The following is a 21376-nucleotide window of genomic DNA, read 5'->3' as shown; positions in this document are numbered from 1 at the left end:
CTGTTGATGTTGTTCTCAACAATTATTCCAGCTTCATTTTGTTAAAATTGTTAAAAACCTTTTTTGTTGCGCAACAAACTAAGCGTTATTCGCAAGGTTTGCGCGACTAATGACCCATTTTTATAAAAATCGGCAATGAGTTTCTGTTTTCTATTTCATTTCCCGCGACTTACCGCTTATAATACGAACCGTCGTTTCAGTTGAATGGTTTCAGCATCTTGATCTGCCGATACGCTAAAAAAATACAACTCACATTTACGCCATCGTATATCGATCATGCGTTTAGCCTCGTGCTAAAGTTTTCCACTCAACTTCCGCAACTGTCATCTATTCTTAGTAATGTTTTGCTTCTTGGTCACGTTTCGCTACACCAGACACTAATCAAATTCCACTCCGTTGCTGTATTTAACGGAATATTCGCTTTTAATCCATCACAACTTGTAGAAAAAATCCGTCATGAAAAAGACTAAAATTGTTTGTACTATCGGTCCAAAAACCGAATCCGAAGAAATGCTGACGAACCTGCTGAAAGCTGGTATGAACGTCATGCGTTTAAATTTCTCCCACGGTGACTATGAAGAACATGGTCAACGTATCAAGAATATCCGTGCTGTCATGGCAAAAACTGGCTTGAAAGCCGGTATCTTGTTGGACACCAAAGGCCCAGAAATTCGCACCATGAAACTGGAAGGCGGCAAAGATGCTGCTCTGGTTGCAGGTCAGACTTTCACTTTCACCACTGATCAAAGCGTTATTGGTAACAACAACATCGTTGCTGTGACCTACCCTGGCTTTGCTGCTGATCTGAAAATTGGCAACACTGTGCTGGTTGACGATGGTTTGATCGGCATGGAAGTCACCGAAGTCACTGAAAGCACTGTGGTATGTAAGGTGCTGAACAATGGTGATTTAGGTGAAAACAAAGGCGTTAACTTGCCAGGTGTTTCTATCCAACTGCCAGCACTAGCTGAAAAAGATAAAGCTGACCTGATCTTTGGTTGTGAGCAAGGCGTGGACTTCGTTGCGGCATCCTTTATCCGTAAACGTTCAGACGTGCTGGAAATCCGCGAACACCTGAAAGCCCACGGTGGTGAGCACATTCAGATCATCTCCAAAATTGAAAACCAGGAAGGTCTGAATAACTTCGACGAAATCCTGGAAGCCTCCGACGGTATCATGGTTGCTCGTGGTGACCTAGGTGTTGAGATCCCGGTTGAAGAAGTTATCTTCGCGCAGAAGATGATGATTGAGAAATGTAACCGCGCTCGCAAAGTTGTTATCACTGCAACGCAGATGCTCGATTCCATGATCAAAAACCCACGCCCTACCCGTGCAGAAGCTGGCGACGTGGCTAACGCCATTCTGGACGGTACAGACGCCGTGATGCTGTCTGGTGAAAGTGCTAAGGGTAAGTACCCATTAGAGTCTGTCACCATCATGGCGACCATCTGTGAGCGTACAGACCGTATTATGCCTAGCCGCATTGATACGCTGAATGATAATCGTAAAATGCGTATCACTGAAGCGGTTTGCCGTGGTGCAGTAGAAACCGCAGAAAAACTGGAAGCAAAATTGATCGTGGTAGCAACGGGTGGCGGTAAATCTGCCAAGTCAGTACGCAAATACTTCCCAACAGCGACCATTTTAGCACTGACTACCAATGAAGTGACCGCGCGTCAGTTAATCCTGACCAAAGGCGTGATAACTCAACTGGTCAACGAGATTGCTTCAACAGATGACTTCTACCGCATCGGTAAAGAAGCAGCTCTGGCGAGCGGCCTGGCACAAAAAGGCGACGTTGTCGTGATGGTTTCTGGTGCGTTAGTGCCAAGTGGCACCACCAATACCTCTTCCGTGCACGTTTTATAATCTTAACGCACGACTAAACGCTAATTAAAAACGCCGCTTTCAATAGCGGCGTTTTTCTTTTTGAGCACCGCTAAATAAACTTTCCGAAAAAACCATTTTATCTTAGGCACCCCAAACCCTTTTTCCCGGATAGGACTTATCCGAAAGAATCCGGCTGTTTTACCTCGTTTTTTTAACTTTTTTTTAAAACAAGATGCTTCTTTGAGCGAACGATCAAAATAAACCCCTCTAATACTAAAAATTTATTCTCTTTCGAAAAAACTTTGTGTAATACTTGTAACGCTACATGGAGATTAACTTAATCTAGAGGGTGTTAATAATGAATCGTACTAAACTTGTACTGGGCGCGGTAATTCTGGCTTCTACTATGCTGGCTGGTTGTTCAAGCAATGCTAAAATCGATCAACTGTCTTCTGACGTTCAGACTCTGAACGCTAAAGTTGACCAACTGAGCAACGACGTGAACGCAATCCGTTCTGACGTTCAAGCAGCTAAAGACGATGCAGCACGTGCTAACCAACGTCTTGACAACCAAGCTCACGCTTACAAGAAGTAATATTACTTCCTGAATGAAAAATGGCGCACATTGTGCGCCATTTTTTTGCCTCGCAGAAACTCGTCTCTGACGGTAACTCTCCCTGTTATCCCCTTCCCTAACCACCTACTTCATCAGCAACTTATTCATTCACCATGCCGATACGCAAAAAATTAGCCACGGCAAAATGATAACTGCCGTGGCTAAGATACGTTAAGTCTTAGATGTGTTAAGACCTGGATGTGTTAAGGCTTAGTTCGCTGCTGAGTAAACCGGGCCAGGCTGAACCAACTTAGGAATTTCTTGTTCAGTGGGTTGCTGACCTTCGCTCTGCGGTTGTGCCTGTTGCTCGCTCTGAGGGGCTACAGCAGCCGGAGCTTGTACAGGGGCAGTCTCACCTACAGTAACGATAACTGGCATGCCAGCACGGCGTACAATCGCTTCCTGAACCACTTGTGCATCAGTCTGGCTGTCATTGATAAATTTCTGCAGGCTGCTACTGATAGCAATTGGCATGGTTTGCGGATCATCACTGTCTACACGAGACAACGGCTGATGGACTTCCACATAACGCTTACCATCTGGTTCAACGGAATATTTAACCGGTTCGTTGATGATCTGTACGCGGGTGCCTTTCGGTACCGCTTTGAACAGCGCTTCAATATCATCTGGACGTAAACGAATGCAGCCGGAGCTGACACGCATACCAATACCGAAGTTAGCGTTGGTTCCGTGGATCAGGTATTCACCACCACCGGCAGCCAAACGCATGGCAAATAGACCCATTGGGTTTTCTGGGCCCGCTGGAACGACTGCTGGCAAAGTCACACCTTCAGCTGCGTAGTGCTTACGGATGTTGGCCGTTGGTGTCCAGGTTGGGTTCGGGATCTTCTGACTAACAGAAGTTGTCATCGTTGGAGTATTACGCCCCAACTGGCCGATACCGATTGGGTATACAATGACTTTGTTCTGGCCTTTAGGGTAATAATAAAGACGCAGTTCGGCCAGGTTGATGACGATACCTTCACGTGGGGTATCAGGCAGCAACATCTGAGTCGGGATAGTTAACACTGAACCGGGTAACGGCAAATATGGGTCAGCGTCTGGGTTTGCTTCCAGCATTCCCAACAAACCGATTTTATAATCGGCAGCAATAGCCTCCAGTGGACGACCATCATTTGGAACAGTATAGGTAGTATTTTCACCAATCAGACGACTATTGGCGGGCGGCAGAGGATACTCGGTCGCATTGGCAGCGGTAATACTTCCCGCCAGACAAGTTGCGAATAACATACCAATCAAAGTTAATGCACGTTTCATGCTTAGTTCCTACATCACTTCTTAAAATTCGATTCGGCTATCTACGTTAATTTTAGCAGCCAATAATAAGGCCACCATATAGTAACAGTCATTATTATAAAGGCAATTTATATCTCTAGAAATCAAGGTGTTACAATGTAATTTATTATGCTTCTTCCAACCTTGAGGGCGATTTAAGCTGCTGAAATTTCACCATTTTAAGACTGTGACCCATGACGCAAAAATGCTCAGTCACGGGAGAATAAAGCACAAAATGTTGACGTGAATCAGCCCGCTTTTAGTACCGCTGCTTTAGCACGAATGGCGCGGATCATGGCTTCAAGGCCTTGGGAACGCGAAGGGGTTAGATGCTGACTAAGGGCTAAATCGGCAAAGAATGGCCGAACATCAAGATCGATTATCTGTTGCGGGGTCAAACCCTGATACAGAATAAACACCACGGCAACCAGGCCTTTGACGATGGCGGCATCGCTATCACCGGCAAAAACCACCTGGCCTTCGGTTGAGGTGCTCATGGCAATCCACACCTGACTTTGGCAGCCCGAAATAAGGTTGTCAGGCTGGCGCTGCTGCTCAGTTAACGGCGGTAGCTGTGCACCCAACTCAATGACATACAGGTATTTTTCTTCCCAATTCAAACAACGGGAAAAGTTACGAATCAATTTATCTTTATCTGGCAAACCAGCCATAACATGCCTCTTACAGTAAAAATAAAAGCCGACTATTTATAATGATAATCGGCTTTCGGGGACTCTGTCGCGAGCGGTTTGCGCTAGCCCAATAATTTTTCGATGCGCAGTAATCCAGCCACCAAGCGATCCACTTCCTCGCGGGTATTATACAGTGCCAGTGACGCGCGACACATACTCGGGACTTGGTAGAACGCCATCAACGGCATGGCACAGTGGTGGCCGGTACGAATCGCAATACCATATTGGTCCAGGAAGCTGCCCACATCATAGGCATGGTGTTGCCCCAGATTAAACGCTATCACGCCTGCCCGTTTGGTCGGGCCATAAAGTGTCAGACTTTTGATCTGGCTTAGTTGCTCCAATGCATACTGCATTAGTGATTGTTCATATTGCTGGATCTGCTCTAACCCCAAGCCATTCACATAACTGATTGCTGCACCCAGCCCCATAATCCCCGCTGTATTTGGCGAACCCGCTTCAAAACGCCACGGCGCATCAGCAAAGGTCGTGCCTTGCGTCAAGCTGACGGTTTTAATCATCGCACCGCCCCCTTCCCAAGGCGGCATTTGCTGTAGCAATTCACTCTTGCCATACAAGATACCAATGCCCGATGGCCCATACAGTTTGTGACCGGAGAAGACATAGAAATCACAACCCAGATCCTGCACATCGACGGCTTGATGCATAATGGCTTGAGCGCCATCCACCAGCACCACCAGGCCCGCCGCTTTAGCTTGCGCCACGATCTCTTTAATCGGGTTCACTGTTCCCAGCACATTGGACACCTGGGTTATCGCCAACAGCTTGGTGGTGTTATCCATCAGCCCTGCCAACGCTGTAAGTTCCAACTCTCCGGTTGCCGTCAGCGGCCAGACACGAATTTCGATACCAATATCTTTGGCCAGCATCTGCCACGGTACAATATTGGCGTGATGCTCCATTTCAGTAATGATAATGCTATCACCGGCTTTGAGAGCATGGCGGCCATAGCTGTTAGCGACCAGATTAATGGCTTCGGTGGTGCCTTTGACAAAAACAATCTCTTCGGCAGAGGCTGCGTTAATAAAGCCCGCAACCTGACTGCGCACCGCTTCCATCTGCGCAGTCGCTTCGGCGCTCAAGGTATGGATGCCACGATGAACCGCCGCATAGCCATCACGATAGAAGTTAAGCTCTCTATCAATAACTATTTGTGGTTTCTGCGCACTGGCAGCACTGTCCAGGTACGCCAACGGCTGAGCGTTAACTTCACGGCTAAGCAGTGGAAAATCGGCTCTGATCTGTTCGATACTGGCTTGTCCAATAGAGAAACTCATAGCGACTCCCCAGCCAGCCGCTGTGCAATGCGCGCCAACACCACTTTGCGGATGGATGCGTGATGAATGGCTTCGGTCAATTCTGCGGCAAAAGCAAAAATAATCATTTGCTGTGCATCTGCCTGATTGATACCGCGTGATTGCAGATAAAACAGCTGTTCCGCATCAATGCGCCCAACGGTAGCCCCGTGGCTACACTTCACGTCATCAGCGTAAATTTCCAACTGCGGTTTGGTATCAACTTCAGCTAACTTACTGAGCAACAAGTTATTGTTGGTCATTTGCCCGTCAGTTTTTAAGGCGTGCTGAGCCACTTTAATCATGCCATTAAAGACCGCTTTACCCCGTTCGCGCACTATGGTTTTATGCAGCTGACGGCTTTCACAATAGCCCTTGTTATGCTCCAGATAAGTGCGGGTATCACAGATTTCACGCCCAATTGGCAGCAGCAGGCTATTAATGGACAACGTTGCACCCTCGCCATTTAACTGGGCGCTGGTATTGTGGCGAGTCAGCCCCGCCCCGAGCAAGAAACTGTAACTCTTGGCCCGTGCATCGCGGCTTAACACTAAATCGTTATGGGCAAAGTGGTAGCTTTGCGGTGTTTCAAATGCCAGTTTGCAATGACTCAGCTCAGCATTTTCACCCACTGAGATAGTCAGCCGCGCGCCAGTAAAATGCGGCTGTTCATTGAGGCTAACAAAATGCTCAATGACCTCAGCCTGTGCACTCGCCTCAATCGCCAGATGATGGCGATAATGGCTGGTATTCACCACCTCAGAACCCTTACCTGAGCTGATATGCAGCAGATAAAGCGGTTTGTCGCTGTGTTTCCCAGCGGGTAACCGAATGTGCAGACGTTGCTGAGCCAGACTCTCTGTCAGATGCAACAAAACTTCCGACCGAATAGCCGCAGGAAATGGGGTATTTTCTGTCGCAGGTGTCAGTTGATACGGGCCACAATCGCGGTCGCTCAACTCAGGGGCATATAACCCATCAATGAAAACCACACGATGCGCATCTTTGATCAATGAGAGATCATCGCACTGAGCCGCCGTGACTTCCGCTGCGGGGGCAAAACTGAAGTTGTGCGCGAGTAAGCGCTCCAGTGGTGTGTATTTCCAGTCTTCATGCTTGCTGCTGGGAAAGCCCAATTGCAGCACTTGTTGCCAATGTGCAGTCGCCTCAGCACTCTGATCACTTTGGTGCTGTTTAAGCTTTTGATTCTGTTTAAACAATTGACCAAAATGTAGCAACGCATCAGCGCGCTGTTTTTCAAGAATACGTTGCTGTTCCAGCATATTACTGTTGGTCGGTAAGCCAGCCATAGCCTTGCTCCTCCAACTGTTTCACCAGCGTGAAATCACCAGATTTAATGATTCGCCCCTGATACAACACATGCACAAAGTCAGGTTTGACGTAATCGAGGATGCGCTGATAGTGAGTCACAATAATAAAGGCGCGATCTTGATTGCGTAGTGAGTTCACCCCGTTGGCAACAATTTTCAATGCATCAATGTCCAAACCAGAATCGGTTTCATCCAAAATGCATAAAGAAGGCTCCAATGCGGCCATCTGCAAGATATCGTTGCGCTTCTTCTCACCGCCCGAGAAACCCACATTCACTGAACGGGTCAGTAAGTCTGCTGGCATTTTGAGTAACTCAATTTTCTCTTCGATAAAATCAGCGAAATCAAAACGATCCAGCGGTTCCTGTTGGCGATATTTACGTACCGCATTGACGGCAGTTTGCAGGAAGAAATGGTTGCTGACGCCTGGAATTTCTACCGGGTATTGGAAAGCCAGAAATACCCCCTCGCCAGCCCGAGCCTCAGGGTCAAGTTCCAGCAAGTCTTTACCCTTGAATGTCACACTACCCTCAGTGACTTCATACTCTTCCCTTCCGGCCAGCGCCGCAGACAAGGTACTTTTCCCTGAACCATTTGGCCCCATGATGGCATGCACTTCGCCAGGTTTGATCTCCAAATCCAAACCTTTGAGGATCTCATTACCTTCAACACTGACTTTTAAATTCTTAATGCTTAACATAAGTTTCCTTGGTGCGCAGGCGCGCAAAACTCTGCAAATGCTTATTCAACTGAGACTCAACCAACACTGTGTTCCAGGCTGATGGCTAACAATTTCTGGGCTTCCACGGCGAATTCCAGTGGCAACTCGGAGAACACATCCTTACAGAAGCCGTTAACAATCATTGAAATGGCATCATCTTCGCTGATGCCACGTTGCAAGCAATAAAACAGTTGGTCATCACCAATTTTTGAGGTTGTCGCCTCGTGCTCTAGCTGTGCGGTGTTATTACGCACTTCCACATAAGGGAAAGTATGTGCGCCGGAATCCGGGCCAATCAGCATCGAGTCGCATTGCGTGAAGTTACGGGCGTTATCCGCACCGGGCAAAATTTTAACCAGCCCACGATAGGTATTTTGGCTGTGCCCCGCAGAGATCCCTTTGGCAATAATGGTTGATTTGGTGTTTTTGCCAATATGGATCATCTTGGTGCCGGTATCGGCTTGCTGATGGCCGTTGGTTAATGCAACCGAGAAGAACTCGCCGATAGAGTTATCGCCCTGCAAAATGACACTCGGGTATTTCCAGGTAATGGCTGAACCGGTTTCAGATTGGGTCCATGACATTTTGGAACCCTCACCTTCGCACAGCGCCCGTTTGGTCACAAAGTTGAGAATACCGCCAGTACTGTCAGCCCCCGCAAACCAGTTCTGAACTGTCGAGTATTTCACTTCTGCATTTTTGTGCAAAATGACCTCAACCACTGCGGCATGCAACTGATAGCTATCACGAACCGGCGCAGAACAGCCTTCGATATAACTCACATAGCTGTCTTCATCGGCAATCAGGATAGTGCGCTCAAACTGACCGGTTTTGGCGGCATTGATACGAAAGTAAGTGGATAACTCCATTGGGCAGCGCACCCCTTTGGGTACATAGACAAAAGTACCGTCAGAAGCGACTGCCGCATTCAGCGCGGCAAAAAAGTTATCTTTGGCGGGAACCACTGATCCCAGATACTTACGCACTAAATCCGGGTATTCCTGAATGGCTTCACCGAATGAGCAGAAAATAATACCTTGTTCAGCCAATTTACCGCGATAGGTGGTCGCAACAGAAACCGAGTCAAAAATGGCATCAACCGCCACTTCAGCCCCTTCCCGCACTGGCACCCCAAGCTGGGCAAAGGCAGATTCAACCTCAGCGGTGAGGTACTCATTCATGGTGTGCGCGGCTGAATCTTCAGCTGATGACTGCTGCAGTGCGCCGGATTGCGAACCGCAGTTATCATCACAGCTACCGCAAGATGGCGCTGAGTAATAGCTGTAATCCTGATAATCCAGACTTTTATAATGCGCTTTCAGCCAATGCGGTTCTTCCATTTCTAACCAACTGCGATAAGCCCCGAGGCGAAACTCCAGCATCCATTCCGGTTCATTACGCTTGGCAGAAATGGCGCGAATCACATCTTCATTGATGCCCTTCGCCAGCTCATCAGTCGCAAGTTGTGTAAAAAAGCCTTCTTTGTAGCGACCATCGCTGACCCAAGCCTGCACATCATCTGGAACTTCTACATTGCTTCGTGTCATTTCGTTTACATCGCTCAAACGCCAAAGCTCTCGCCACACCCGCAGGCGTGCTGAGCTTTAGGATTATTAAATTTAAAAATCTGATTTAGCCCTTCGCGGACATAATCCACTACGGTGCCATCAATAAACGGCATTGCTTTTAGCGGTACGTAAAGTCTGGCACTACCATGCTCGAAAACCAAAGCATCACTGGCTGGCTCCTTAGCCATATCCATCACGTAAGCAAAACCGGCACAACCGGATTGCTTGACCCCCAGCTGCAACCCTTTTATTTCAGGATCCTGTTGCATGAGCCGTGTAATTTGCGCCGCGGCGCTGTCGGTGATCGTAACGCCTTGCCAAACATTATCATCAAGCGAAAATGTCCCGACGGATTCCTGTTGCATATGCCCCACCTTTTATCTCTTAATAATTAGCTGGCTGATTATGGGTAAATCAACACAGATTGTTCACAATGGTAGTGATAATAATTATCACTTCAACCGTTTGTTTTGCAGGGATATTAAGAAAAGTGCCGTTTAGACCTCAAATGAGGCGGCAACGAAAGAAGCATGCTGCGATGGCCGGAGAAGTCTGGGTAAACAAACACACTTTTATCGCCATGAAATAAAACAGTAATTACGACAGCGATGCCTGAATCCCTTGCTATATCAGAGGTTAATTACGGCTAATCTCTGTATTTTTAAACATTCATAAAAAATACCTATTTCTCCATTAACTTTAGCTGAAAACCCCCTCAGGGGGAACCTATCAGAGAGATTCGCCGCATTTATCAGATATACCCTTCATACTCCAAGCTGCATGTGCGTTGGCGGCTCTCGTACCCCGAATCACTTATTTGTCGTTAACCTTAAAGTAAGTAAGCTCATCCTTGAGGCTCACCCTGCGGGCTAGCATAAATGCTGTTCAAATCAGTTGCCGACCGATTTGTCACTCAATTGCCGCTTTCCCACAACTCGAATGATTTAGGGTATCCACACAAGATCAGAAGGTAAGCAATAGAAAGATGTGGTCATGAATGATATTGCTCAAGGCCCACAATTGGCGCTGAGCAATATATATTTATTTTTAGAGAGGTTATTTTGGCGATGATAATACCGCAGTGGTCAAACGAGAGGTGCAGCACAGGCGGTTTTGTTCATCAAAAATCTCAATCTGCCAAACCTGATGACTGCGGCCAACATGAATAGCACGACAACAGCCGCGCACTTTTCCTGACTTTACCGCTTTTAGATGGTTGGCATTGATTTCCAACCCCACGATGTTCTGCCCCTCAGTGGTACATAAATACCCAGCCATCGAACCCAGTGACTCCGCCAACACCACTGACGCCCCGCCATGCAGCAGACCAAAGGGTTGAGTTGTCCGATTATCTACTGGCATCGTAGCTTCCAGTTCGTCATCGGATAATCGAGTAAATTCTATGCCCAGATGCCCGACCATGCAGCCTTGGCTCTGTTGATTTAGCTGTTCCAGCGTTGCAGTGCGTTTCCAAAGCATCCTTTTCCCTTCCTAACCTGGCGTTGCAGCGGTGTTAGCTGCTCTCACTAACCCAAATCACTGACGGGTGTCAGCTCATCGGGATTAGCTCTTTTGCTGCCTACCTGCAACTTCAATTAGTTTGGGGCCCCTGCCTACTTGAAGTTGCAGAAATGTTAATAGCGGGCAAATCTTAAACCAATTCAAGTAGCGCTTGCAATGGATGTCGTATACCGTTGCCTTCAATACGCTTAACCTGGCTGCGGCAAGAATAACCGGTAGCTAAACAACGTTTTGCTGGCAGCTTTTGCAATGCCTGTTGCCAGGATAATGCATAAATACCTAACGAGTTATCGATGTTCTTCGCTTCATGACCATAAGTTCCAGCCATGCCACAACATCCTACACTGACGTTTTCCAGCCTGGCTCCATAACGGGAGAATATCGCAGCCCAATGCTGACTACTGGCGGGCAGTGCGGTAGTTTCGGTGCAATGGCCAAACAGATACCAGGATTCACCGGTCATTTGTTGCTCTTGCTGTTCAGCCAATGCCTCATGTAACCACTCATGCACCAGTTGCACATTAAAGTCACCACGGGAATCCGCCAGAATCTCTTTATATTCATCGCGATAACAGAGCACCAGCGCCGGATCAACCCCGACCATTGGTATCCCCAATAAAGCAATGCGGTTCAGAAAATCAGCAGTTTTCCGCGCCGTTTTAGCAAAACGTTGCAGGAACCCTTTGATATGCTGTGCTTTACCATTCGGCGAGAACGGCAGTAACACCGGATTGAAACCGAGCTTCTCCACCAGCCGGACAAAATCGGCGACAACCTGAGCATCGTAGTAGCTGGTGAAAGGGTCTTGCACTATCAAAACATGCTGACGGCGCTCTGAATCCGGCAACTTCTCCAACTGTTCCAGTGTCATGGTGCTGGCATAGTGACCGGACAATGACTGCTTCAAAGTTGGGCTGGAAAGTAACGGAAGATCCACCATGCCGATGCTTTTGCGGCTTAACGCACTAACCCACGGTTGCTTGAGAAAGAAGTTAAACACTTTAGGCGCTTTCGCCATCAACGGGGCATAGTCTTCTACACCAGCGACCACATAATCACGCAGTGGCCGATGATAGCGAGTGTGATACAACTGTAGGAAACGGGAGCGGAAACCCGGCACATCAATCTTTATCGGGCATTGCGTCGAGCAAGCTTTACACGCCAGGCAACCGGACATCGCTTCTTTCACTTCATGTGAGAAATCATAATCTCCCTGACTGGCATGCCAGGTATTACGCGTCTTTTCAATCAACCCGCGCAAGCTGGGGCGCTGAGTCGCCAGCCCATTTTCCAGTGCCACCGGATCAACCCCTTGTTCGGATAACAGCCGTAGCCATTCCCGAACCAAAGTGGCCCGCCCTTTTGGCGAATGGATTCGGTCACCGGTTATTTTCATCGACGGGCACATGGGGCTACGAGCATCAAAGTTAAAACATAATCCGTTGCCATTGCACTCCATCGCCCCACGGAATGAAGTTCTGACAAAGAGCGGGATACGTCTGTCGAGAGTACCGCGTTTGTCAGAAGTATCGACTTTCATCATCGGGGCATCACTCCCCAATGGAGAGCAAATTTTACCGGGGTTCAGTCGATTATCGGGATCAAATGCCGATTTTATCTGGCGCAACTCATGGTAAAGCACCTCACCGAAGAACTCGGGGCTATATTCCGCGCGAAAGCCTTTACCGTGTTCTCCCCACAATAAGCCGCCATAGCGCGCCGTCAGTTGCACCACTTGATCGGAGATCTGCTTCATCAGCATTTCTTGTTGCGGATCGCACATATCCAGCGCCGGACGAACATGCAACACACCGGCATCCACATGGCCAAACATGCCATAGGTCAGATTATGGCTATCCAGCAACTGGCGGAATTCCACAATATAATCAGCTAAATGGTGCGGCGGCACACAAGTATCTTCCGCAAAGGGGATAGGTTTCGCCTGCCCTTTACTGTTACCCAGCAAACCAACCGCTTTTTTGCGCATGCCATAAATGCGCTCAATTCCGGCTAAATCACTGCAAATCTGATAACCAATCACCCCGCCTTCGCGCGCCGCCATCAAATCATCCAAACGTTGGCAAAGTGATTCCATTTGGCTGTCAATCAGTGCCTTATCATCACCGGCGAACTCGACAATATTCAGCCCCAGCATCTCTTTATCCGGAACATCCGTAATGAGTTCTTTGACCGAGTGCCAGACAATATCCTCTTTCGCCAGATTGAGGACTGTTGAGTCCACGGTTTCCACTGACAGCGCTTTGGCTTCCACCATAAAAGGCGCATTGCGCAGTGCCGAATCGAAAGAGTCATACTTCACATTCACCAAACGGCGAACTTTTGGCAGTGGCGTAATGTCCAGTGTGGCTTCGGTAATAAAGGCTAGCGTCCCTTCAGCACCGGTTAAAATACGCGTCAGATCAAATATTTGTAGATCGTCACTGAACACATGGCGCAAATCATAGCCAGTCAGGAAGCGGTTTAATTTAGGGAATTTTTCCAGAATCAGCGCCCGCTGATCCCGACAGCGGTTAAGCACGGTATGGTAAATACGCCCGGTGACTGAATCTTCCTGCGCAATCGTTTCCGCCAGTGACGTCGGCATAGCGCGAGTATCCAGCATCTCGCCACCCAGCAAAATAGCGCGCAACCCCAGAACATGGTCGGAGGTTTTGCCATAGACCAATGAGCCCTGACCGGAGGCATCAGTATTAATCATGCCGCCCAATGTAGCGCGATTACTGGTGGATAATTCCGGCGAGAAGAAATAGCCAAATGGACGTAAGTATTGATTAAGTTGATCTTTAATCACCCCCGCTTCAACTCGCACCCAGCCTTGCTCTACATTGATATCCAGAATGCGGTTCATATGGCGCGACATATCCACCACAATACCGGTATTCAATGCCTGACCATTGGTTCCTGTTCCGCCACCACGTGGCGTGAAGACCAACGATTTAAAATTTTCCTGCCCGGCCAGACGACCAATCAGTGCGACATCCGCCGTCGAGCGCGGAAAGATAACAGCATCAGGAAGCAGTTGATAAATACTGTTGTCCGTCGCCATGGTTAGGCGATCTGCATAATTGGTAGCGGTATCGCCGGTGAATCCGTTTTGCTTCAAAGCATCCAAAAAATCCAGCACCAACTGAATAACACCTGGCGCTTGAGAAATCTGTGGGATCATTAGTGTGACCCTATCTATATGTGGGTTTGTTTTAAGGACTATTCCACTGAAAGACTATCCGTTACCCATCACCTTTGTCGAACGATTTATACCAATTCAGAACGATGGGAAAGAGATGTCTGGCGACCAAGGTTAAATACAGTAATAAATTATTAAGTATCAAAATTTTATATTGCGCAAATAATAATCAAACCACAATCAGAACGTGCTGTTACATCACTTTTACTGCAATCGGATTTATATTATCCCGAGGACATTGCCTTTTTTTGATAAAAATACAGCAGTAAAACTCAAGTGTATCTGTTAAAAACCGCTGAAATACACCATGATTACAGCTGACCCTGAATAAGATTGGTGCAAATATCTCATTAGTGCATTTTCTAATGAGTACAAATAAAACAGTGCGATGGCCACCTTGCCATGATTTGTGAAGTGAGAACCCACTGATGAATTACCCGCAGCTACGTCGTTTCGATTTACCCAAACTGATGTTTGGGGTGATATTCATTATGATAATGATTATCGCCAGTTTTTGGGTGGTACAGCCGTTTATTATGGGATTTGCCTGGGCTGGCATGGTGGTAATTGCTACCTGGCCTTTGTTGATCTGGCTACAAAAGATCTTATGGGGCAAGCGCTGGTTGGCCGCGATTATTATGACCATTCTGCTGATTTTGCTGTTCGTTATTCCCATTGCTCTGCTGGTCAGCAGCCTGGTTGAGAATAGCGGCCCGCTTATCCAGTGGGCATCCAGCCCATCCAATTTAAAAATGCCGGATGTCACCTGGCTAAAATCAATCCCCATGGTGGGTAACAAACTCTATAGCGGCTGGCATTCGCTAATTGCCGGTGGCGGTAATCTGCTAATCGCCAAAATTCAGCCGTATGTCGGTGCTGCTGCAACCTGGTTGGTCGCACAAGCCGCTCATATCGGCTACTTCTTGATTCATTTAGCGCTGATGGTGCTATTTAGCATTTTGCTCTATTTCCACGGCGAGCAAGTGGGTTTGGGTATTCGCCATTTTGCGGTGCGAGCTGCCGATAAACGTGGTGATGCAGTGGTTGTACTGGCAGCAAAAGCCATTCGCGCAGTGGCGTTGGGGGTGGTAGTTACCGCACTGGTGCAAGCTGTGTTAGGCGGAATTGGCCTCGCTATTGCCGGAATTCAATATGCGACATTGTTTACCGTCTTAATGTTTATTTGTTGTGTCGCGCAACTCGGGCCATTGCTAATACTGATACCTGCGGTCATCTGGCTTTACTGGACGGGTGATTCAACCTGGGGCACGATATTGCTGGTGTGGAGTTGTATCGTCGGGACAATGGATAACGTGTTGCGGCCTTACCTGATCCGTATGGAAGCGGATATGCCGATGATATTAATTCTGTCCGGCGTTATTGGTGGCTTGCTGTCATTCGGTATGATTGGTTTGTTTATCGGCCCAGTGGTGCTGGCTATCTCCTATCGATTGACCTCCGCTTGGGTCAATGAAGCACCGGAACCCGAAGAGAGCATTACCGAAGTCGCCAAACATTTAGAAGAGCTTTGAAATAGAATAGGGGTTATGCTGCCTAACCCCTATTATTCAGCAACATCCGCTACTGGAAATAAATAATAGCCTTTTTAATATTCACTTTTATATTCGAAACAACCGTTCGTATTAGTTATTAAATCAAGTCATTATTAATAACAAGGTGAAATCACTTTTATTGTAAATATATATTCAATCGATCTTATTCAGATGATTCTTAATGACTAAGTTACGGAATTTACTTATTATTATCGAGTAGTACTTTCCCCCGGGATATTTAAATAAATTATCTCATAATGACTTATTTAAATATCTGTAATCGAATATAAGTATTGCTGTGTGTAGTCTTTGCCTGTCACCTAAGACGGGCTTTTTTTTATTATATTCTGTGTAATTAGAATAGCGTCTGTATTAGCTACGTCCATTCCCTTGAATCACTTGAGTGATGGGGATGACGACCAAAAAGGATAAAAAATCCGCAACCTAAGCTGCGGATAATAAATATATTGGCCAAAGTGCTATCTATCGCAAAGTGCTATCTATCGCAAAGTACTATCTATCAGTGTTTGGTATGTTCAGCCAGACTTAACCAGGTTTGCACCACGGTATCCGGATTAAGAGATAAACTGTCAATCCCTTGATCCATCAGCCATAACGCAAAATCTTCATGATCTGAAGGACCCTGCCCGCAAATCCCGACATATTTCCCCTGACGTTTAGCGGCCTGAATAGCCATTGAGAGCAATGCCTTAACGGCTTCATTACGCTCATCAAACAACTCAGACACCACACCAGAATCCCTGTCTAACCCTAATGTTAATTGGGTCATATCATTGGAACCGATGGAGAAACCGTCGAAATGCTCAAGGAATTGATCGGCTAATAAAGCATTAGATGGAATTTCACACATCATAATGATTTTCAGGCCATTTTCGCCACGTTTAAGCCCTTGGCGGGCCAGTTCAGCTACCACTGCCTCAGCCTGAGCGACAGTGCGCACGAAAGGCACCATCACTTCAACGTTAGTCAAATCCATCTCATTGCGGACACGCTTAACCGCCTCACACTCCAGTGCGAAGCAGTCACGGAAGCTGTCTGCGACATAACGCCCTGCACCACGGAAGCCCAGCATCGGGTTCTCTTCATGCGGTTCATAGGCTTCTCCGCCAACTAAATTGGCATACTCATTAGATTTAAAATCTGACAAGCGCACGATCACACGTTTTGGCCAAAATGCCGCGCCGAGAGTCGAAATCCCTTCGGTTAAACGGCCGACATAAAACTCAACCGGATCGTCATAACCATTCATTAACGCCTTGATCTCGGTTTGAATTGCAGGCGGTTGAGTCTCAAACTCCAGCAGTGCTTTAGGATGCACACCAATCATCCGGTTGATGATAAATTCTAACCGCGCCAACCCAACACCTTCATTCGGCAAGCGGGCAAAATCAAAAGCCCGATCCGGATTGCCGACATTCATCATGATTTTCAAAGGCAAATCAGGCAATTCTGTCACCTGAGAGCTTTGAATAGAGAAGTCGAGCAACTCATGGTAAACATAGCCGGTATCCCCTTCAGCACAGGAAACCGTCACATTTTGCCCTTCTTTCAGAATATCAGTGGCATTACCGCACCCCACTACCGCTGGAATACCTAACTCACGCGCAATAATGGCGGCATGACAGGTTCGCCCGCCACGGTTAGTGACGATGGCCGCTGCCTTTTTCATGATAGGTTCCCAATCAGGATCAGTCATGTCGGTTACCAGCACATCACCAGCCTGAATTCTATCCATCTCGCTAATATCATGAATAACCTTAACTGGCCCGGCACCGATGCGATGCCCGATAGCACGACCTTCCACCAGCACATTACTCTGATTATTAAGCTGATAGCGCTCCATAACCTGCTCGTTGGAACGCACGGTTTCCGGACGCGCCTGCACAATAAACAGCTGGCCGGTATGGCCGTCTTTGGCCCATTCGATATCCATCGGACGGCCATAGTGTTCTTCAATCAATAAAGCCTGATGGGCCAGAGCTTCAACTTCGTCATCACTGAGAGCGAAACGATTGCGTTGCGCCTCTGGCACATCTTCAATGCGGACTTGTTTACCGTGGTCTTGATTTTCGGCATAGACCATACGAATTTTTTTCGACCCCATATTGCGGCGTACAATCGCGGGTTTTCCCTTACGCAGCGTAGGCTTATGTACATAAAATTCGTCAGGGTTTACCGCCCCCTGCACCACCATTTCCCCCAAACCATGGGCCGCGGTGATAAAGACCACTTGATCAAAACCGGATTCGGTATCAATGGTAAACATGACACCCGATGAGGCAAGATCTGAGCGCACCATACGTTGCACCCCCGCGGACAGTGCTACGCCGCGATGGTCGTATCCCTGATGTACGCGATAAGAAATGGCCCGGTCATTAAACAGTGAAGCGAAGACATGCTTGATAGCAATCATCACCGCATCAATGCCTTGAACATTTAGGAAGGTTTCCTGCTGCCCGGCAAAAGAAGCATCCGGCATATCTTCGGCTGTCGCTGAAGAGCGCACGGCAAATGATGTTTGTGGATCATCAGCTAGCTGCTGATAGGCATCGTGAATTGATTGTTCGAACTCAGGATGGAATGGCGTTTCAATCACCCATTGACGAATCTGTGCACCAGCTTTAGCTAACGCCGCAATATCATCAACATTGGTTTGATCCAACAATTGATAGATGCGGTTATTAACGCCGCTTTGCTCCAGAAAGTCGTTAAACGCCTGAGCGGTGGTGGCAAAACCATTGGGCACCGAAACACCCAGTTCAGAAAGATGGGTTATCATTTCACCCAGGGAGGCATTTTTGCCGCCAACCCTTTCAACATCGTGCATGCCAAGCTGGTTGTACCAAAGCACATTACACAGATTTAGGCCATTGTTGGACATCGAAACAATCCTTTTTACATTGTCATTAATTACGGACGATCAGTAGGGTACATCTGCCCAAAATCATTGGCGTTGCAGGTGAGTGAGCTGCGGCGTCAATGACGAAGGAGACATTTCAGACTAGCACAATCATCTATAGCCCATAGACAGGTGAATCGATCAACCCAACAAGAAAAATGTTTTTCAGGCTATTCTGACAGCAAACTCTTTACGGATAAGCCGAATAAGGCACACTGATGGGGTTAATCAGTGGTATAAATCGGCCAGAAATGACTCAGGAGTCAGCGTGGAAAGAAGTGTATTTTATATTTCGGATGGGACGGCCATCACTGCCGAAGTGCTCGGCCATGCCGTTTTATCGCAATTTCCAGTTAAAGCGACGACTTTCACGCTGCCCTTTGTTGAAAGTGCCACGCGTGCTCAAGAAGTGTGTGAAAAAATTAATGAAATATACCGCGAGACCGGTGTCAGGCCTTTGGTTTTCTATTCGATAATCAGCCCTGAAGTTCGGGAACTCATTCAGCATAGTGAAGGGTTCTGTCAGGATATCGTGCAAGCGCTGGTGGCTCCACTTCAGGGTGAACTGGGTGTATCCCCACAACCGGTACTCAATCGCACCCACGGTTTAACCGAGAGTAACCTGGGAAAATACGATGCACGTATTGCGGCTATCGACTATGCATTAGCGCATGATGACGGTATTTCTCTGCGTAACCTCGACCAGGCTCAGGTGATTTTATTGGGCGTTTCCCGCTGCGGCAAAACCCCCACCAGCCTGTATCTGGCCATGCAATTTGGTATTCGTGCGGCCAATTATCCTTTTATCGCCGATGACATGGATAATTTACAGCTCCCTGCGGCGCTGAAGCCCTTTCAGCATAAGTTGTTTGGCTTAACGATTAATCCTGAGCGACTGGCCGCTATTCGAGAAGAACGCCGTGAAAACAGCCGCTACGCCTCACTGCGCCAATGCCGCATGGAAGTCGGCGAAGTGGAAGCCCTGTTTCGTAAGAATCAGATTCGCTATCTGAATTCTACCAACTACTCTGTTGAAGAGATTTCAACCAAAATTCTCGATATTTTGGGCATGAGTCGGCGGATGTTCTGATTATCCCTTTCGTCCTTGAGTTGCAGGGGGTTTGCTTACTACCTGGCTGCGACTCCAATTACTTTGGCTACAAGTATTCATTATGGTGATAATTTAAGGCTTATTTCAGCAAAATTTCTATGAATCATGACGCTGGCAGTTGAATTCGTCTATTTTTGGTTTATTGTGATCGCCATCACTTCCCGGTATTCCTGCCGCAACGAAGAACAGATTTAGAGGAATTTTCATGCACAAAACTGATGAACTGCGGACCGCGCGCATCGATAGCTTGGTGACGCCACAACAATTGGCAGAAAAGTTACCGATTTCCGAAGCTGTTGCTGATAACGTGACAGCGTCACGTAAACGAATTGAAAAAATACTCACCGGTGAAGATTCGCGCCTGCTGGTTATCGTCGGCCCTTGCTCGATTCACGATCTGGATGCCGCAATCGATTATGCAAAGCGATTGAATGTATTACGGATTCGCTACCAAGACCGACTTGAAATCGTCATGCGCACCTATTTCGAAAAGCCGAGAACCGTGGTTGGCTGGAAAGGGTTGATCTCAGATCCCGCGCTTGATGGCTCATGTCAGGTCAATTTAGGCATTGAAATGGCGCGCCGGTTGCTATTAGCCGTTAATGAGTTGGGCCTGCCTACTGCCACCGAATTCCTTGATATGGTGACCGGCCAATATATTGCCGACTTGATTAGTTGGGGTGCGATTGGGGCGCGGACGACTGAAAGCCAAATCCATCGTGAGATGGCCTCAGCCCTCTCCTGCCCGGTTGGTTTCAAAAATGGCACCGACGGTAATACCCGTATTGCTATTGATGCGATCCGCGCGGCACAAGCCAGCCATATGTTTTTATCACCGGATAAAACCGGCCAAATGACGATTTATCAGACCAGTGGCAATCCACATGGGCATATTATTATGCGCGGCGGAAAGACGCCAAATTACGGTGCATCTGATATTGCCGCTGCTTGTGATAGCTTGCGTGAATTTGATTTACCTGAACATCTGGTGGTGGATTTCAGCCACGGCAATTGCCAGAAGATGCATCGCCGCCAATTAGAAGTTGCCGCAGATATTGGTCAGCAAATTCGCGCGGGATCCACCGCTATCGTCGGTGTGATGGCAGAAAGTTTCCTGGTTGAAGGCACACAGAAAATTGTTGCGGGTCAGCCGCTAACCTACGGGCAATCCATTACTGACCCTTGCCTGAATTGGGCCGACACCGAACAGTTACTCAGTTTACTGGCCGATGCTGTCAGTAGCCGGTTCAACTAGCATTAACTCGATTTAAAATCAGTGATGGAATGACATTTAGCTAAGGCTCCACTCCATCACTGAGCTAAATATATCAGGCCACTCCATTCACACCTCCTCACCTTATGTCTGCCTAAATCATTCAGCATACAAATTACTAATGAAAAGCAAGACATTGGAATAACAACTAATTAAGTCCAGGGTTGAAACCAATAGCGCATGGGGATGATAATCATTATCAACTTGCTCATAATATCAACTCAAAGAAAGTATCTTATGCACAAAGCGACATCCATAACGCAAAACGCAACCGGCCAAACCGTTTCCTCTTTGCCACTTTCATGTATTAACAGCCAACAATTACTTGGACAACATGAAGTTGTCGCCATCAATCACCAGGGTCAGCTTTATTACTTACGCCAGACCAAAGCAGGAAAACTGATACTGACGAAATAACCTTCA

The 21376-nt window shown here is 47.5% G+C and carries 16 protein-coding genes and 1 other RNA gene; 7 read left to right on the top strand and 10 right to left on the bottom strand.

Going from position 1 to position 21376, the window contains the following annotated elements:
- Window positions 1–456 precede the first annotated feature (456 nt).
- Both pykF and FGL26_RS04375 read left to right on the top strand, forming a co-directional pair.
- Window positions 457–1869, top strand: coding sequence for a pyruvate kinase PykF (pykF, locus tag FGL26_RS04380; protein WP_005169426.1), 1413 nt, complete (start codon window positions 457–459; stop codon window positions 1867–1869).
- A 319-nt stretch (window positions 1870–2188) separates the two neighbouring features.
- Window positions 2189–2425 carry a major outer membrane lipoprotein gene (locus FGL26_RS04375; protein WP_005165631.1) on the top strand — a complete coding sequence of 79 codons (237 nt, stop codon included), beginning with the start codon at window positions 2189–2191 and terminating at the stop codon, window positions 2423–2425.
- Window positions 2426–2656: 231 nt separating this feature from the next.
- On the opposite strand, the gene FGL26_RS04370 is transcribed toward FGL26_RS04375, so the two are convergent.
- From FGL26_RS04370 to ydiJ, 9 genes are all read right to left on the bottom strand, one after another.
- A complete protein-coding gene (locus FGL26_RS04370) occupies window positions 2657–3724 on the bottom strand; it encodes a L,D-transpeptidase family protein (protein WP_005165628.1) in 1068 nt (355 codons plus the stop codon).
- Between the two features lie 266 nt (window positions 3725–3990).
- Complete coding sequence (gene sufE / locus FGL26_RS04365; protein WP_005169424.1) at window positions 3991–4413, bottom strand: cysteine desulfuration protein SufE; 423 nt, start codon at window positions 4411–4413, stop codon at window positions 3991–3993.
- Window positions 4414–4496: 83 nt separating this feature from the next.
- Window positions 4497–5732, bottom strand: coding sequence for a cysteine desulfurase SufS (gene sufS / locus FGL26_RS04360; protein ID WP_005169423.1), 1236 nt, complete (start codon window positions 5730–5732; stop codon window positions 4497–4499).
- Window positions 5729–7060, bottom strand: a complete 1332-nt coding sequence (sufD, locus tag FGL26_RS04355; protein WP_005169422.1) for a Fe-S cluster assembly protein SufD — start codon at window positions 7058–7060, stop codon at window positions 5729–5731. Before sufD ends, sufS begins: the two co-directional genes overlap by 4 nt.
- Entirely contained in the window at window positions 7035–7781 is a 747-nt protein-coding gene (sufC, locus tag FGL26_RS04350; RefSeq protein ID WP_005165620.1) for a Fe-S cluster assembly ATPase SufC, read from the bottom strand. The genes sufD and sufC overlap by 26 nt, the downstream gene beginning before the upstream one ends.
- Before the next feature lie 56 nt (window positions 7782–7837).
- Window positions 7838–9349, bottom strand: a complete 1512-nt coding sequence (gene sufB, locus FGL26_RS04345) for a Fe-S cluster assembly protein SufB (RefSeq protein ID WP_005169421.1) — start codon at window positions 9347–9349, stop codon at window positions 7838–7840.
- Between the two features lie 14 nt (window positions 9350–9363).
- Window positions 9364–9735, bottom strand: coding sequence for a Fe-S cluster assembly scaffold SufA (gene sufA / locus FGL26_RS04340; RefSeq protein ID WP_005165616.1), 372 nt, complete (start codon window positions 9733–9735; stop codon window positions 9364–9366).
- Window positions 9736–10426: 691 nt separating this feature from the next.
- Window positions 10427–10849: a hotdog fold thioesterase gene (locus FGL26_RS04335; RefSeq protein ID WP_005169420.1), complete on the bottom strand. Its 423-nt coding sequence runs from the start codon at window positions 10847–10849 to the stop codon at window positions 10427–10429.
- Between the two features lie 172 nt (window positions 10850–11021).
- On the bottom strand, window positions 11022–14078 hold the full coding sequence (gene ydiJ, locus FGL26_RS04330) for a D-2-hydroxyglutarate dehydrogenase YdiJ (protein ID WP_005169419.1): 3057 nt from the start codon (window positions 14076–14078) through the stop codon (window positions 11022–11024).
- 446 nt (window positions 14079–14524) lie between these two features.
- Here ydiJ and ydiK point away from each other — a divergent pair, with 446 nt between their 5' ends.
- On the top strand, window positions 14525–15628 hold the full coding sequence (ydiK, locus tag FGL26_RS04325) for an AI-2E family transporter YdiK (protein WP_005169418.1): 1104 nt from the start codon (window positions 14525–14527) through the stop codon (window positions 15626–15628).
- 253 nt (window positions 15629–15881) lie between these two features.
- An RNA gene (gene rprA, locus FGL26_RS04320) (antisense sRNA RprA) lies at window positions 15882–15990 on the top strand.
- A 179-nt stretch (window positions 15991–16169) separates the two neighbouring features.
- On the opposite strand, the gene ppsA is transcribed toward rprA, so the two are convergent.
- On the bottom strand, window positions 16170–18551 hold the full coding sequence (gene ppsA, locus FGL26_RS04315) for a phosphoenolpyruvate synthase (RefSeq protein ID WP_005169417.1): 2382 nt from the start codon (window positions 18549–18551) through the stop codon (window positions 16170–16172).
- Window positions 18552–18837: 286 nt separating this feature from the next.
- Here ppsA and ppsR point away from each other — a divergent pair, with 286 nt between their 5' ends.
- The 3 genes from ppsR to hemP all read left to right on the top strand — a co-directional run bounded on the left by ppsR (window position 18838) and on the right by hemP (window position 21370).
- Window positions 18838–19659, top strand: a complete 822-nt coding sequence (ppsR, locus tag FGL26_RS04310; RefSeq protein WP_005169416.1) for a posphoenolpyruvate synthetase regulatory kinase/phosphorylase PpsR — start codon at window positions 18838–18840, stop codon at window positions 19657–19659.
- 226 nt (window positions 19660–19885) lie between these two features.
- Complete coding sequence (locus FGL26_RS04305; RefSeq protein WP_005169413.1) at window positions 19886–20935, top strand: 3-deoxy-7-phosphoheptulonate synthase; 1050 nt, start codon at window positions 19886–19888, stop codon at window positions 20933–20935.
- Between the two features lie 255 nt (window positions 20936–21190).
- Window positions 21191–21370: a hemin uptake protein HemP gene (hemP, locus tag FGL26_RS04300; protein WP_005169411.1), complete on the top strand. Its 180-nt coding sequence runs from the start codon at window positions 21191–21193 to the stop codon at window positions 21368–21370.
- The last annotated feature ends 6 nt before the right edge of the window (window positions 21371–21376 follow it).

The organism is Yersinia enterocolitica subsp. enterocolitica, assembly GCF_901472495.1.
Taxonomy (GTDB): Bacteria; Pseudomonadota; Gammaproteobacteria; order Enterobacterales; family Enterobacteriaceae; genus Yersinia; species Yersinia enterocolitica.
This window is presented reverse-complemented; position numbering and strand designations above follow the sequence as displayed.